This window comes from Ruminococcus flavefaciens, from assembly GCF_900108555.1.
Lineage (GTDB): Bacteria > Bacillota > Clostridia > Oscillospirales > Ruminococcaceae > Ruminococcus > Ruminococcus flavefaciens_P.
Map to the genome: position 1 here is coordinate 91,698 of NZ_FNWV01000008.1, position 15,577 is coordinate 107,274.

The window sequence follows — 15,577 nt, forward strand, 5'->3', positions numbered from 1 at the left end:
ATGAAATTTTGGTTTGTAACCGGATCACAGTTTTTGTATGGCGAAGAGACTCTCAGACAGGTCGAAGAGGACTCAAAGAAGATAGTTGACGGACTTGATCTGCCTTTTCCTGTTGAATACAAAATGACAGTTAAGAAAGAGTCGGAGATAGAGCGTATAATAAAGGAAGCAAATTATGACGACGAGTGCGCAGGAATAATCACATTCTGTCATACATTCTCTCCCTCAAAGATGTGGATAAACGGACTTGCACTTTTACAGAAGCCGTGGCTGCATTTCCACACACAGTTCAATGAGACTATCCCAAATGAGGGTATAGATATGGACTATATGAACCTTCATCAGTCCGCCCACGGCGACAGAGAGCACGGCTTTATCGGAGCTCGTCTGCGTATGCCGAGAGCAGTTGTTGCAGGACACTGGAAGGATAAGAAGGTACAGGGAAAGATAGCAGAGTGGCAGCGCGCAGCAGTGGGAGCACTGTTCAGCAAGAGCCTTAAAATAGTGCGCTTCGGCGATAATATGCGTGAAGTTGCAGTTACCGAGGGCGACAAGATAGAAGCACAGCTCAAGCTTGGCTGGCAGGTAAATACCTTTGCAGTAGGCGATCTTGTTGAGATAATGAACGCTGTAACAGATGCAGAGATCGACGCACTTATGAAAGAGTACGCAGAGCTTTACGACTATGATAAGGCTGATGAAGAAACTATCAGATATCAGGCTCGTGAAGAGATAGCTATCGAGAAGATACTTGTACGCGAGGGTGCAAAGGCGTTCTCAAATACCTTTGAGGATCTTCACGGTATGCGTCAGCTCCCCGGACTTGCAACACAGCACCTTATGCACAAGGGCTACGGCTTCGGAGCAGAGGGCGACTGGAAAACAGCAGGTATGACAGCGATCGTAAAGGCAATGTATCCTGAGGGAAACACCTCCTTCATGGAAGACTATACATACGACTATAAACATGAGCTCATACTGGGCTCACATATGCTCGAGGTATGCCCGTCTATCGCAGCTGACAAGCCTCGCATCGAGGTACACAAGCTCGGTATCGGAGGCAAGGAAGCACCTGCAAGAATAGTATTCGAGGGCAGAGCAGGCTCGGCAAAGGCACTGTCACTTATCGACATCGGCGGCAGATTCAGACTTATCTCACAGGACGTTGAGTGCGAAAAGCCATTCCAGTCAATGCCTAATCTCCCTGTAGCAAGAACTATGTGGAAGCCTGCACCGTCATTCCTTGAAGGACTTGAATGCTGGATAATCGCAGGCGGAGCACATCATACAGTTCTGTCATATGATATAACAGATGAAACTGTACGTGATTTTGCACGTATTCTGGGAATAGAGCTTGTGGTAATCAACAAGGATACCACAAAGGAAAAGCTCGAACGTGATATTATGATCGGAGATGTGATATATGGACGTTAAGGAGCTAAAAGAACGTGTCCTTAAAGCCAATCTGCTTCTTCCCAAGTACGGACTTGTTACATTCACATGGGGCAATGTCAGCGAATATGACCGTGAGAGCGGACTTGTTGCCATAAAGCCCAGCGGTGTCGAATATGACGCAATGACAGCAGATGATATAGTTATACTGACACTTGACGGTGAGAAAGTCGAAGGGGAATTATCACCGTCAAGTGACACTCCTACACATTTGGAGATATACAGAAATTTTGACGGTGTATGCGGAGTAGTACATACCCACAGCCGATATGCAACTTCTTTTGCACAGGCTTGTCTGGGTATCCCACCTCTCGGAACTACTCACGGAGATTATTTCTACGGCGAGATACCTTGTACAAGGGAGATGACCGATACAGAAGTAAACGGAGACTACGAGCTTGAAACAGGCAAGGTCATAGTTGAATGCTGCAAGGATTATGACAAGATACCCGCTGTACTTGTGGCAAATCACGGACCGTTTGCGTGGGGCAAGGATTGCATGGAAGCTGTCCACAATGCAGTAGTTCTTGAAGAGCTTTCCGCAATGGCGTGGATAACAAAGACACTTCGTTCCGATACCCCGAATATGCCCCAGCGTCTGCTTGATAAGCATTTCTTCCGCAAGCATGGTGCGAATGCTTATTACGGGCAGAAAAAATAATAAACCAGCTTAGTCATTCTCAAAAATGAGATGAACCCCTCCAATAAAAAAGCAAAAAAGTCTCTGTTTTCAGAGACTTTTTTGTTTGCTTGAATTTCTTTGGTTAATGATGTATAATTGTTATGATAACTTTTACAGTTTCGTTCATTTATTCAGAAAACGCGAATAATGATGTTACTTTCTCTTAGGTCTGATATCCTGATATAAAAGTCCGCACTTGGTACAATACCACATGAGCCTGCCTGTTCTGTACATTGGCAGATTGAACTGCAAATTCCATTCGGGGTACTGCTTGAACATCATTATGCTGCTGTCCGAAACATAAGCCGCGAATGTGATATAGTGCTCCTTAGTCATCTCATGGTCGGAAGAAATGTACCATTCACCGCCTATATCCTCGATCTTTAGCATTTCGCTTTCCTCAGCCTTTCGCGGCTCGGCAGGAGTTAATTTGTTGCCGCAGCAGGTGACTGCTGCTTCTGAAGTTGAAGTAATGATATTACCGCACTTGCTGCATACGTAAAACTTTATCTTTTTCATATTACCTTTCTCACTTTCGTTTTTATCTATCTCACCTGACAGAAGCACCTGTACATCAGTCCCGAAAACCTCAGCCAGTGCAGAGAGCAATGACACATCGGGACAGCCGTTTCCGCGCTCCCACTTTGATACAGCCTTATCGCTTACATTTATACGTTCTGCCAGCTGTTTCTGAGTGAGGTTGAGTTCTGTTCTGAAACGTCTGATAAGCTCTCCTGTTTTGATCTGATCCATATTTATCACCTCTCTGAAAATGTACTTATCGATCCATGCTTTAATTATACTCCATAGCTGATATTTCGTCAATCCACGCTCCGTAGAGTTCGGGGAGCGAATATTTTATACATAATACTAAGGTGGAATGTTATATTTCCGATGAGAGCGGAGTTTCTGATACGGACAAGACATTTATAAGAGAATAATATGCAAAAAGATCTCCCTGCGAAATACAGGGAGATCTTTTTATTATGAGTTATATCATTCTGTAGCCTGGAAAATTCCTCTTACGAATGAATAAATGTGTGAGTGGATAGAGTCATCACCGTGGTGACCGTTCTGAACAACGTGCCATACGTGAGGAACGCCGTTCCTTGTGAAGTTATTGTGGTATCCCTCAGGAGTATTAAGACCAACAACGTCGTCCTGTGTACCGCCTGTTATCATTACCAGGTAAGGAGTCTCGTCCTCGCTGTTCCACTTCCATGAGCCTGATGCACCGGGAGCAGGACATATAGCACCAACGTAACCAAACTTGTCACCGTGCTTCATACCGATCTGGAGTGATTCACGTCCGCCCATTGAGAAGCCTGTAACAGCAGTATTCTCTCTGCCTGTTGCAACGCTGTACTTGGACTCGATGTGCGGCATGAGGCTGTCAACGATATCGTCAACGAAGTTGTCGTAGCCTTCATTTGAGCCTGCATCAGCAAAGCCTGTAGCGTCGTTCATAGTAGCACTTGTGAATACGAAAGGAACAACAACGATCATATCCTTAGCTGCACCCTCAGCAATAGCATTGCCGATGATCTGCTGTGTATACATGGTACCGTTGCCCTGAGTTATCATACGGTTCTCGTTCTCGAAGAAGCCGTGGAGGAGATAGAGTACAGGGTACTTCTTGCTTGAGTCATAGTTTGCAGGAAGCAGGATATTGTAAGGCTTGTTCTTGTTAGCCTTCTTGGAGAAGTAAGTCTCCCTCTTGAGAGTACCATACTGAACACCGTTCTTTTTGTTGTGAGAATCGTTAGGCTCATTGTTTACAAGCGCCTTCTGAACTATATCTGTAAGCTCTTTCATTGTATATTTGCGCTGACCTGTTGAAGGAGTCTCGGTCGGTGTTGTAGAAGGTGTCTCAGTTGGAGTAGTTGAAGGGGACTGAGTCGTTGAAGGAGTCTGAGTTGCTGCAGATGATGAAACTGAACCGCCTTCAGTTGCCTGGAAAATTCCTCTTACGAATGAATAAATGTGTGAATGGATAGAGTCATCACCGTGGTGACCGTTCTGAACAACGTGCCATACGTGAGGAACATTGTTCTTTGTGAAGTTGTTGTGGTATCCCTCAGGAGTGTTAAGACCAACAACGTCGTCCTGTGTACCGCCTGTGATCATTACCAGGTAAGGAGTCTCGTCCTCGCTGCTCCACTTCCATGCTCCTGATGCGCCCGGAGCAGGACATATAGCACCAACATAGCCGAACTTGTCGCCGTGCTTCATACCGATCTGGAGTGACTCACGTCCGCCCATTGAGAAGCCTGTAACAGCAGTATTCTCTCTGCCTGTAGCAACGCTGTACTTGGACTCGATATGCGGCATGAGGCTGTCAACGATATCGTCAACGAAGTTGTCATAGCCCTCGTTTGAGCCTGCATCAGCAAAGCCTGTAGCGTCATTCATAGTAGCACTTGTGAATACGAAAGGAACAACAACGATCATGTCCTTAGCTTCGCCTGAAGCGATAGCGTTGCCGATGATCTGGCGTGTATACATCGTACCGTTTCCTGTTGTTATCATACGGTTCTCGTTCTCGAAGAAGCCGTGGAGGAGGTAGAGTACAGGGTACTGCTTGCTCTCATCGTAATCAGCAGGGAGCAGGATATTGTAAGGCTTGTTCTTGTTAGCCTTCTTGGAGAAGTAAGTTTCTCTCTTGATAGTTCCGTACTTAACGCCGCTCTTTTCCATATGAGAATCGTTAGGCTCGTTGTTTACAAGAGACTTCTGAACTATATCTGTAAGTTCTTCCATAGTATACTTGCGCTGTCCGGGAACCACAACAGGCTCAACAACAGGGAATTCCTTTATCTTGCCTGCAACGAACTGCATAATGAGCAGAGCATCGTTTATTTCAAAAACGCCGTTGCTGTCAGCATCGGCAGCTTTAAGAGTTTTCTTGTCCTTTGTCTCATTGATAAGGCACTTTCTTGCAGCGACTATATCAAGTGAGTCGATAGATCCGTCATAGTTGATATCGCCCTTGCTCATCTGTACGGCAGCAGGCGGTTCGCTGATCTCAGTGCCTGCACTTGCGCCCACTACTTCATCAATATAGAAGCTGCAAGTGCTTTTATCAGTTTCTATATAGAGCTGCATATCCTTAGCATCTGACGGGATAGTGAAGCTGCTTTTCTCAAGGTGTGCCCACTGACCTTTTTCAGCAGTTACTTCGGCTATCTTTGGATAGCTTGTTGTACTTCCGTCACTGTACTGCAATGTGAGATAGAACGTAACAGGAGATGAAGTATCTTCCGTCATTACATAAGCACTGAAAGCGTAATCCTGTCCTGCTTTGAAGCTTGAACCAAGACTTACTGTAGCACCGTTCCATGAAGCTGTTCTGCCGCTTGCGTACAGGGAAGCCTCACCCGAACGGGATTTGTCTGTTACTGTTTTTACAGATGCTGCACCGCGTCCGCTCCACTGTTCGCTTCCTTCCTCGAATGTGCTGTGCAGCAGGTAATCACTTTCCGCTGCCCAGACAGGTGCAACTGCGGTACAGGAGAGGGTTAGCACCGCGGCTGACACGATTGATAAGATTTTCTTTTTCATTTCCAATCCTCCTAAGAAAAAAATTAATTAAGACATTACTGCATATATTTATCATAACGATATTTTTATCCGTAGAGGGAATTAACGGTAAGAGTATGCAGTTATGCCAAAAATACAATATATATATTTATTATTATCATGTTTTTTGTCTACTGTCAACTCAAAAAATGATGATTTTTGTAGAAAAAGAACGGTTTTTTACATTTTGTTATATTATTGCAATTATTTGATATTATTAAATAACTGTTAAATCGACAAAATATATAAACAAGATAGCTTCTGTTTGTACAAAAGTAATGAAAATACAAAAAACGCCCCCGAAGAGCCATTTTTACGGTGCTTCGGGGGTATGATTTTACTAATTATCTTTTTTGCCTTCCCGGCTTTGACATTTTCTGCTTATACATTCTTGCGTCACTTATTTTGAGAAGGTCCTCAATGCGGGTATTTTTATCAGCCTCAATGAGATATGCACCGTGACTGAGTTCGAGCTTGTAGGGCTTGCCCTGACTCGCATTATACTCATTGCACAGACGCGTCAGATCAAAATTGAACTTATCAAGCTTTTCCTGCGAATAATCAGATGCATAGATGTAGAATTCATCGCCGCCTGCACGGCCTGCTATCTCATTTGAGGTACAGCACTGTGTGATTATATCTGCTGCTGCCTTGATAGCAGCATCGCCCTCGTTGTGACCGTAAACATCATTGATATGTTTAAGACCGTCCATATCAAGTACCATTGTGCAGACGATACTTTTTCTTTCGAGGTTATTAATAGCATATTCCGATGCATCGTTGAAACCACGTCGGTTGAACATACCTGTGAGCGCATCATGTATGCTTATCTGCTTTTGTTTTTCGTAGAGTCCCTTCTGCTTTTCGTAAAGCTTATTGATGTTGTCATTTTTCCACAGACGTTCGATAGTTACCGAAAGGTTGAGCAGGAAGATGTTATAGAAATCGGTGAAGATATCGTCATCTTCCATTTCGATAAGGGTATAACCGAACATTCTCTCAGAGCAGTATATACACATTATGTAATAGAAATGCGGAACTTCAGACTTTACCTGCGGTACCATATTTGCACTTCTCATAGGCTTGTCCGTTCTCAGATATTCATTTTCCTTATCTATCCATATCAGCGGTACGAATTTATCTGACGGAACGGAGTACTCACTGGTACATGAAAGCCGTCCTTTAGTATCGGTCTGAGTGAACAGGAAGAAAGCGCTGTAATCACCGAAGTTTGTTGCGCACTCTCTGAAAGAATGTTCAAGCTCGTCCAGCTTTTCGACTTTATTCAGCTTGAGTATGGCAGCCTGTGCATCGTTTACGCAGTTATCGAAATATCTGATATTATTGTTGATCTCATCAATAGTATGAATCTCTTCCTTATATATTATTTTTTCACAGCCGCATGACTGAGAGAGGAGTATTCTCGGAGAAACGATATTGTCACCGCTGAACGTACCGTTGTCCATAAGCTGTGCCAAGATAGACATTGTCTTTTCGGCAATATCTTCTCTTTCACGTGTAGCGGTGGTGATATGGGGAACGAACTGTTTGCCTTCAAGTGAGCCGTCATAGCCTGATACAGAGATATCCTCGGGTATCCTTATCCCTCTTTTTTTAAGTGCAGTTGACAACGATATAGCCATATAGTCGTTTGAACATACTATAGACTGGGGACGCTCGGGGCGTGACAGGAAGAAATCTGCGGCTTCCTCGCCCTTGTGGAACCAGAAATCGCCCTCAAATATTCCTACACCGTCCTCTGGCAGACCTCTTTCTTTCATTACCTCTCTGAACACTTTCAGTCTCAGCTGTGCGTCAGGGTGTGACAGATAGCCTGTCATGAAGCCTATTTTTGTATGCTTGTGAACATCAAGAAAATGTTCCACAAGTCTGCGCATACCCGATGCATCTTCAAATTCTATGTTATAGAATCCGTCAACGTAGGTACTTATGGATATTACAGGGCATTTTGCGGTACGAAGCTTTTTGATGATCTTTTCTTCCGCACCTTCTACGTTATAGCCTTCGCCGTCGTAGATTATGCCATCGAACTGTTCAAGGTCGATATAATCTATCAGGTCATATTCACCCTCAGAGAATTCAAGAGTCTTTTCTCCTATTTTTCCGAGAGAGTTGAAATATACAATATTTGCATTGATCTTTTTGGCTGCCTTATTGAAGCATTTGCAGAGTCCGCTTCTGTATCTGCTTGTAAGAGCGCATCCGAAAAATGCTATTGTTTTCAGGGAATTGATCATTGTTTTTTTCACCTCCAATGAGAGATCTGCATATTATTGCGACTTTGCCGATGATCACGGCTTGATCGTATTATCTGTCATTTATAGTTGAAAACGATATTATGCTTTATCTCCTTATCGTTTACAAGTATCTTTATCCTTCCGTTTACGATATGTATGCTTTCCTCGGGAGCATATGTATCTTTTCCTATAGCAGAGCGTACAACGGCATTGATATCGGAATTGAAGATCTTCAGAGAAGTATCGCCGTCATATCCGCCGAAAATAAGTGATCTCTTGCCTGTTCCTTCAAGCTTTAATGAGGAGTCGGAGAAATCAATATCGGAATCGCCGTTTAAAGCTCCGAATATAGTTGCATTATCGGACATAACGTTGAATACTGCTCCGAAGCTGTCTGTGCTTACAGTAGCCTTATTTCCGTTTAATGAGCCGACAACGCACATAGTATTGCTTTTGCCGTAAAAATGTACAGTGCTTTTGCTGACTGAAACACAGGCATTGTTTTCGAGCGAGCCGATGAGCAAACCTGTTTCGCCTGTGAAATCCGCTTCTATAAGGCACATATTTATCTCAGGCTTTGTCTCGCCGGTTACAGCACCTATGCCCACACAGGTCTCGGTGCAGGATTTGAAGTTGTATTCTCCGCGGTTTATTCTTATAGTGCCGCCAAGACCCGAGCCTATGCAGACACCCTTTTGTCCGCGGCAGTTTATCCTTATCGCACCGTCCTGCTCGAATACCAGTTCACCGTGACGGGCGTCAAGAGCATTTCCGATACCGTAGTATTCGGGTGCATTGAGGTCGATATTGAGAGTGCCGTCGCCTTCCGTGACAAGCTTTGAGGATTCATGTACCTGAATACCCGAATCGAGCAGGTGATTTGTTCCGCAGAGAACGATAGTAACGTTTGAATTTGCACCTATCTCGATACAGGGACGCTTTTTGATATTTGTAAAGACTACGTCCTCAAGAGTTATGCTTCCGTTATAGCCTGCTTCAACGCGCAGGTGGACATTGGTTTTCATTTCGGGAGTTCCGATAATGGAAATATCTTTATATACCATTTCTTCTTTGCCCACAACTATATCGGTATAGCCGTTCTTGACCAGCTTTGTGAGGGAGATACGGTTGGTCTTGCCTGCTGAATAGACTTTCTTGCTGCTGCCGTCGATATGCTCCTGATGATATTGTTTTATCTCATTTCTGAGCTTTTCGTCTATCTGAGGAATGATATCTGCCGATGGCCTTGCAGTATAGAAGCCCTGTATCAGGTCTGCACCAAGATGTATCACAGTACGCAGTTCTTCCGATGTTTCAACACCCTCTGCGAGAGCCATGATATTGTTATCGTGGCAGAAATCAATGATCTCGCTGACAAAGTGCTGTTTTTTAGGCTGATCCTGTATGCCGCTCAGGAGAGAACGGTCTATTTTAACATAGTCGGGCATATATCTCAGAAGATTGCTCACGTTTGAATAACCTGTTCCGTAATCATCAACAGCAAAGCTGATGTTGTACTGGCTATAGAAATTCTGGAGTCTCGAAAGGTCGGTATCGCTGAGTTCGGCTTCTTCCGTAAGCTCAACGACTATTTCTGTTGAATTATTGTCCAGATAGTCTTTGAGTACAGGAAGATCATCATTGTTTATCCTTACACCCGGGATACTGTTAATGAATATTTTTACCTTGCCCAATGACTCGCTTTTTTCCTTTATTGTACGGAGTACGTTCAGGAATGTAGCGCGTTCCACATCACCGAGGCGTTCCTGCATAGTTGCGAACTTGATGATAGAAAGGGGACTTACGTATGGAACGGTCTTTGAGCGCATAAGAGCTTCATAGCCGTATATCCTGCCGTCTGTGGTATTGACGATAGGCTGGAAGTGATAATCCAGTAGATTTTCGTCGAGTATTTTTGCAACAAGATCGTACTCTTTCTTTTCCTTTTCGTCAAGACTTCCGTAGGCGTAGGAATAAACAGCGAATTTATTATTTCGCAGACGGTCAAGCTGATCCTGCATATGCTTGAGAGTGATATTGCGTTTGAGTATCTCGAAGCCTCTGCATACCGCACCTGCCCAGCGTCTGTAGATATCGTCGTAGGAATTGCATGGATCTTCATATCTTACCGCCGCATAGCCGAAGCACTCGTTTTCAAAGTAAACGGGTGTAAAGAAGTAAGCGGCAGGTGATGAGCGTTCAAATTCAAGGTCGGGGAGCATTTCAGCAGCTGAAAATTTCTCCTCCAGACCAGCCATATTGTTTTTGTGATCGCTGTTGTATCTTATGGCGTGGATCATATCTCTGTAGCCGTTATGTGGAACACTTACCCCGAGACCGATCTTCTGCCATTTGCTGTCTATACAAAGATGAAATTCACTTATACCTTTGAGCTGATAAGCGTAAGAATAAACGGTACTGAGATATTCCGTGAGAGATGACTGAGTGATAAGGTTCTCGTTCATATTATTGAAAACTGAGTCATAACCCTCTTCTGAGATATCTGTGCCCCATTCGCTGCGCTTTATCTGATACTGCGGCATAGATTCGTTGTGACAGCCGCAGCTCTCGCCTAAGAGCATCTGAGGTTTCAGCTTGAAAGAGTCGGGAGTCTTATCATTCATTCTGTCCATAAGGAAGCCGAATGCGTACTCGCCAAACTCATAGGCAGGTATAAGAGAAGAAGTAAGAGAGCAGGGACTTGTTCTGCCCTCGTATGTTGAATCATATCCGATGACCGCGATATCCTCGGGAACACGTATGCCGTGTTCGGCGAATATCTTGCACAGACCTATAGCCATCTGGTCATTTGCGCAGGCTACAGCATCGGGCAGGGGAGTATCGGCTAAAAGCTTTTCGGCGTACACTTCACCGCTCCTGTACCAGAAATCACCGTAAAAGATACGATCCTCCGATACATTGAGACCTGCATTCTGCATTGCATCGCGGTAGGCTTTTAAACGCTCCTTTGAATGCTTATGCCATTTCTTACCCGAAACGAAAGCGATATCACGGCAGCCGTGTGCCTCGATAAGATGAGTGATAAGCTCAAATACGGCAGAATAGCCGTCGGTGCATATACTCGGGAAGAGGTCGCTTTCTTTTTCTATAACAACGATAGGTTTGTCAAATGTCTCTTTTAATCTGTTTTCCAGCTTTTCTGCTGCCCCTTCTGTTTGTATGCTGTCTTTCAGGATAATAGCACCGTCAAATTTTTCGGGATTCATCAGTGAGAAGATATTTGACTCACCCTGTTCGCGCTCAGGCGTATCCTGATATTTGAGATACATTGAGAAAATGCATACGTCATAATTTGCAGCGAGTGCTTTCTTGAGGAAACCACTGATGAAACGGCTTTGATATTCTTCGTCAGCCTGTCCGACAAACAATGCGAGCTTTTTTCTTGTACTGTTCATAAGCGCTTTCCTTTCCGATAAATAAGCATATAGAGCCAGATCAGATAATTAGGATACTTATAATATTATTTATCATTTATCTTTTGTAATTATTATATCATATATTATATAATAAGTCAATTATTATTGACTGTTTGTACAAGAAAATTCAATAAATAACTATAAATTAGACATTTATTGATTTATTTTATATTATGTGATATAATTAATTGAAACCACCTGTTCATAGGAGGTGCAGATGATGTTGGAAACTGCAAACAGAATACTGAAAAACAGCACTTTCCGCCTAAAGTTGGAGGAGCTTGAAGAGCTTGAAAAGGAGCGTATTTTCTGCGGACACGGGCTTGAACATCTCCTTGCTGTGGCGAGGATGACCATGCTCATATGCATAGAGAGAGGTATAACTGCCGATGAGGATATAGTTTATTCCGCAGCCCTGCTTCATGATATAGGCAGAGTTGAGGAGTATACGCAGGGGCTTCACCATGAGACAGTGGGGGCAGAAACGGCACAGCGGATATTGTCCGAGGTCGGCTGCGGCAGTAAAAAAGCAGAGAAAATAATCGGTATCATACGTTCTCACAGGAGTGAGGGCGACAAAGCCGATACACTTGAAGCTGTATTTTACGAAGCTGATAAAAAGTCGAGAATGTGCAGCTTCTGCAAGGCACAGGACGAATGTAACTGGCCATATGAAAAGCGGAATAAGAATATAGAGGTATAAAAATGAAGATAGGCAATAAAGAATTTGACGTAAGCAGCAATTGTTATATTATGGGGATACTGAATGTTACTCCCGATTCTTTTTCGGACGGCGGACGTTTCAATAATATGGACTCAGCCTTGAGACAGACTGAAAAGATGATAGAAGAGGGAATTGACATACTTGATATCGGCGGAGAATCTACCCGTCCCGGATATACAAAGATATCCGATGATGAGGAGATACAGCGTACAGCACCTGTTATCGAGGCTGTGAAGAGCCGCTTTGATGTGCCCATATCTCTCGATACTTACAAATATAAAGTTGCAGAAGCAGGCATTAGTGCAGGTGCAGACCTTATCAACGATATATGGGGACTTAAATACGATAGCGGTGAAATGGCTTCTTTGATAGCCAAAAGTGGAAAAGCCTGCTGTCTTATGCATAACAGGGAGAACATGGATTACACTTCCTACTTCGATGATGTTGTATCCGATATGGAGGAAACCCTTAAAATAGCGGAAAAAGCTGGCATTGCCCGTGACAGGATAATCCTTGATCCCGGAGTAGGCTTTGCCAAGACATACGAGAACAATCTCGAAGTCATGGACCGCATGGACGAGTTTTGTAAAAGGCTGGGCTATCCTGTATTGCTGGGAGCATCGAGAAAATCCGTCATAGGAATTGCTCTTGATCTGCCCTCAGATGAGCGACTTGAGGGAACTATAGCTCTTTCCGTCATCGGAGCAATGAAAGGGGCAGCTTTTCTCCGCGTTCACGATATAAAAGAAAACGTTCGCGCCGTAAAAATGACAATGGCAGTAATGAAAGGCTATAAAAATGGACAGGATATGCATTGATGAACTGAAAATATTTGCTCATCACGGTGTATTTGAGCATGAGAACATAAACGGACAGAATTTCTACGTTAACGCTGTACTTTATGTTGATACCGAAAAGGCAGGTCTTACCGATGAACTGGAACATTCAGTGGATTACGGCATGGTCTGCGGAGTCATAAAAGAAGCCATGACGCAGCATACGTATAAGCTTATAGAAGCAGCTGCGCATGCTGTAGCACTCGCTGTGCTGAAAAGCTCGCCGCTCATAGTCCGCACAGATATCGAGATAAGGAAACCCGAAGCGCCTATAGATATGGAATTCGGCTCTGTATCGGTAAAAATAAGCCGCAGCTGGCATACTGCACTTATCGCACTCGGTTCAAACATAGGCGACAGCAAAAGCATTATCGCAGAGGCAGTAAAAAAACTGGAGGAAAACGAGTATATCCGCAGCGTAAAGCAGTCGTCACTTATAGTTACCAAGCCCTATGGCTATACGGAGCAGGACGATTTCCTCAACGGAGCACTTATTTGCGAGACTGTGCTTTCACCTCGCGGACTCCTTGATCTTATGCATGGTATAGAAAATGAAGCAGGCAGAACCCGTGAGATACACTGGGGACCGAGGACTCTTGACCTTGACCTGATATTCTACGACAGGAGTATCATATCCGAGCCCGATCTCACAGTACCACACCCTGATATGCAGAACAGAGACTTCGTACTCAGACCTGCAGCAGAGCTTATGCCCGAGTATGTACACCCTGTACTGGGCTGCAAAGTTTCGGAACTTCTTGAAAGGTTGAATGAAAAATGATCAATATAGTGGCAGCAGTAGCTGCAAATGGTGTTATAGGCAGCAATGGGAAGATACCGTGGGATATTCCCGAGGACAGAGCCTTTTTCCGCAAGCTTACAAAAGGAAATATATGTATAATGGGCACAAGGACCTATGAGAGCATAGGCAGACCGCTGCCCGACAGGATAAATATAGTCGTTTCCTCATCGCAGAGCCTTTTTTCGCGCAATCTGCGTACAGTGAAAAGTCTTGACGAAGCTGTAAAGCTCGCTCAAAAATGTGCAGAGCAGTGCGGCGGAGATATGGAGATCTACCTCTGCGGCGGAAAGAGAATATACGCCGAGGGACTTGAGATAGCCGACCGTATTTACCTTACCGAGCTTGACCGCCCATATGAGGGAAATGCTTTCTTCCCCGAGTTTGACAAAAGCAAATATGAGCTTGTACAGCATGAACGCCGAGACGATCTTGGACTGAGCTTTTCCGTATACGAAAAGAAGAACAAATGATGTACATAATAAAAAAACAACTCATTTTTGCGCTTTTATAAGTCGTGATTAAAAGTTAATTAAACGTTTATGCAGCCGTTTCTGAGATCATTTACAGGAAGCGGCTGCCTTTTTGTTTTTGTGTTACTTGTATCTCATTTTGATAAAAATGTGTGGTTTTACTGCTGATTTGATATAGGAATTACCACTGTTAACAATATAACTAAAAGTTGTTTTTTTAAAGCAATTCAATCACGAATGGTATAAAATCCACTTAAACCGCATTTTTTACACCTTATCGTTAAAGCTTATTGGTAGTACCAATTCTTACATTTAATTAAAATAGCAAATTATGGCAACTTAAATTAATTACAGCAAGTATTGGCTTGTGTTTATTAGCCAAATAGTTTATCCTGTAAGGGAAATATATAGAGCATTTGCTCATCTGGGGTTTATTTAATCATTAATTTGTCGACACAAAAATAAAAATGTTTAAACAAAGGAGTGATTAGAGTGAGATCAAACACACTCAAAAAGGTCATCAGCGGAACCGTATCTGCATTGATGATCGCTGCAAGTATCCCATCAGTTGCATCAGCTGCTGACCAGCAGACACGAGGCAACATCGGCGGTTTTGATTACGAAATGTGGAATCAGAACGGTCAGGGACAGGCTTCAATGAATCCAAGCGCAGGATCCTTCACCTGTTCATGGAGCAACATTGAGAACTTCCTTGCTCGTATGGGCAAGAACTATGACAGCCAGAAGATCAACTACAAGAAGTTGAACGGTATCACACTGGAATACGATGTAGAGTACACACCAAAGGGTAATTCGTATATGTGCGTATACGGCTGGACGAGAAACCCTCTCATGGAATATTACATCGTTGAAGGCTGGGGCGACTGGAGACCACCCGGAAATGACGGTGAAAATAAGGGTACCGTAACTCTCAACGGCAACACTTATGATATCCGCAAGTCTATGCGCTACAACCAGCCATCACTTGACGGTACAGCTACATTCCCTCAGTATTGGAGCGTTCGTAAGACAAGTGGTTCAGCTAACAATCAGACAAACTACATGAAGGGCACTATCGACGTAAGCGGTCATTTTGATGCTTGGGAAAAAGCAGGACTTGATATGTCGGGTACACTTTATGAAGTTTCACTCAATATCGAAGGCTACAGATCAAACGGTTCAGCTAACGTTAAGAGCGTTTCAGTCAAGACAGGTTCAGGTCAGTCAGATGTAACTGTTGAAACAGGAAATACTACAGGCGGAAATGCAGGCGGCGGCAATGTTGGCGGCGGCTTCGACGGCAACGGCGGCGGAATGAACTGGGGCGATTTCGGCGG

11 protein-coding genes are annotated in these 15,577 nt (G+C 43.8%); 7 read left to right on the plus strand and 4 right to left on the minus strand.

Going from position 1 to position 15,577, the window contains the following annotated elements; translation table 11 throughout:
• Both araA and BLW60_RS11695 read left to right on the plus strand, forming a co-directional pair.
• Nucleotides 1-1,434: an L-arabinose isomerase gene (araA, locus tag BLW60_RS11690; protein ID WP_074717531.1), complete on the plus strand. Its 1,434-nt coding sequence runs from the start codon at nucleotides 1-3 to the stop codon at nucleotides 1,432-1,434.
• On the plus strand, nucleotides 1,424-2,113 hold the full coding sequence (locus BLW60_RS11695) for an L-ribulose-5-phosphate 4-epimerase (protein ID WP_074717533.1): 690 nt from the start codon (nucleotides 1,424-1,426) through the stop codon (nucleotides 2,111-2,113). The genes araA and BLW60_RS11695 overlap by 11 nt, the downstream gene beginning before the upstream one ends.
• 174 nt (nucleotides 2,114-2,287) lie before the next feature.
• On the opposite strand, the gene BLW60_RS11700 is transcribed toward BLW60_RS11695, so the two are convergent.
• The 4 genes from BLW60_RS11700 to BLW60_RS11715 form a co-directional block, all read right to left on the minus strand.
• Complete coding sequence (locus tag BLW60_RS11700; protein WP_074717535.1) at nucleotides 2,288-2,887, minus strand: helix-turn-helix domain-containing protein; 600 nt, start codon at nucleotides 2,885-2,887, stop codon at nucleotides 2,288-2,290.
• 243 nt (nucleotides 2,888-3,130) lie between these two features.
• On the minus strand, nucleotides 3,131-5,695 hold the full coding sequence (locus BLW60_RS11705; RefSeq protein WP_074717537.1) for an alpha/beta hydrolase-fold protein: 2,565 nt from the start codon (nucleotides 5,693-5,695) through the stop codon (nucleotides 3,131-3,133).
• 362 nt (nucleotides 5,696-6,057) lie between these two features.
• The gene (locus BLW60_RS11710) at nucleotides 6,058-7,983 is read right to left on the minus strand and encodes a substrate-binding and GGDEF domain-containing protein (RefSeq protein WP_207645939.1); all 1,926 of its coding nucleotides are present in this window, start codon (nucleotides 7,981-7,983) and stop codon (nucleotides 6,058-6,060) included.
• 65 nt (nucleotides 7,984-8,048) lie between these two features.
• Complete coding sequence (locus BLW60_RS11715; RefSeq protein ID WP_074717541.1) at nucleotides 8,049-11,387, minus strand: EAL domain-containing protein; 3,339 nt, start codon at nucleotides 11,385-11,387, stop codon at nucleotides 8,049-8,051.
• A gap of 238 nt (nucleotides 11,388-11,625) precedes the next feature.
• Here BLW60_RS11715 and BLW60_RS11720 point away from each other — a divergent pair, with 238 nt between their 5' ends.
• From BLW60_RS11720 to BLW60_RS16860, 5 genes are all read left to right on the plus strand, one after another.
• A complete protein-coding gene (locus BLW60_RS11720) occupies nucleotides 11,626-12,111 on the plus strand; it encodes an HD domain-containing protein (RefSeq protein ID WP_081348230.1) in 486 nt (161 codons plus the stop codon).
• A 2-nt stretch (nucleotides 12,112-12,113) separates the two neighbouring features.
• Nucleotides 12,114-12,950 carry a dihydropteroate synthase gene (gene folP / locus BLW60_RS11725; RefSeq protein WP_074717543.1) on the plus strand — a complete coding sequence of 279 codons (837 nt, stop codon included), beginning with the start codon at nucleotides 12,114-12,116 and terminating at the stop codon, nucleotides 12,948-12,950.
• Complete coding sequence (gene folK, locus BLW60_RS11730) at nucleotides 12,931-13,749, plus strand: 2-amino-4-hydroxy-6-hydroxymethyldihydropteridine diphosphokinase (RefSeq protein ID WP_074717545.1); 819 nt, start codon at nucleotides 12,931-12,933, stop codon at nucleotides 13,747-13,749. Before folP ends, folK begins: the two co-directional genes overlap by 20 nt.
• Nucleotides 13,746-14,240 carry a dihydrofolate reductase gene (locus tag BLW60_RS11735; RefSeq protein ID WP_074717547.1) on the plus strand — a complete coding sequence of 165 codons (495 nt, stop codon included), beginning with the start codon at nucleotides 13,746-13,748 and terminating at the stop codon, nucleotides 14,238-14,240. Before folK ends, BLW60_RS11735 begins: the two co-directional genes overlap by 4 nt.
• A 492-nt stretch (nucleotides 14,241-14,732) precedes the next feature.
• A partial coding sequence (locus tag BLW60_RS16860; protein ID WP_175460932.1) for a glycoside hydrolase family 11 protein occupies nucleotides 14,733-15,577 on the plus strand: 845 nt, incomplete at its 3' end.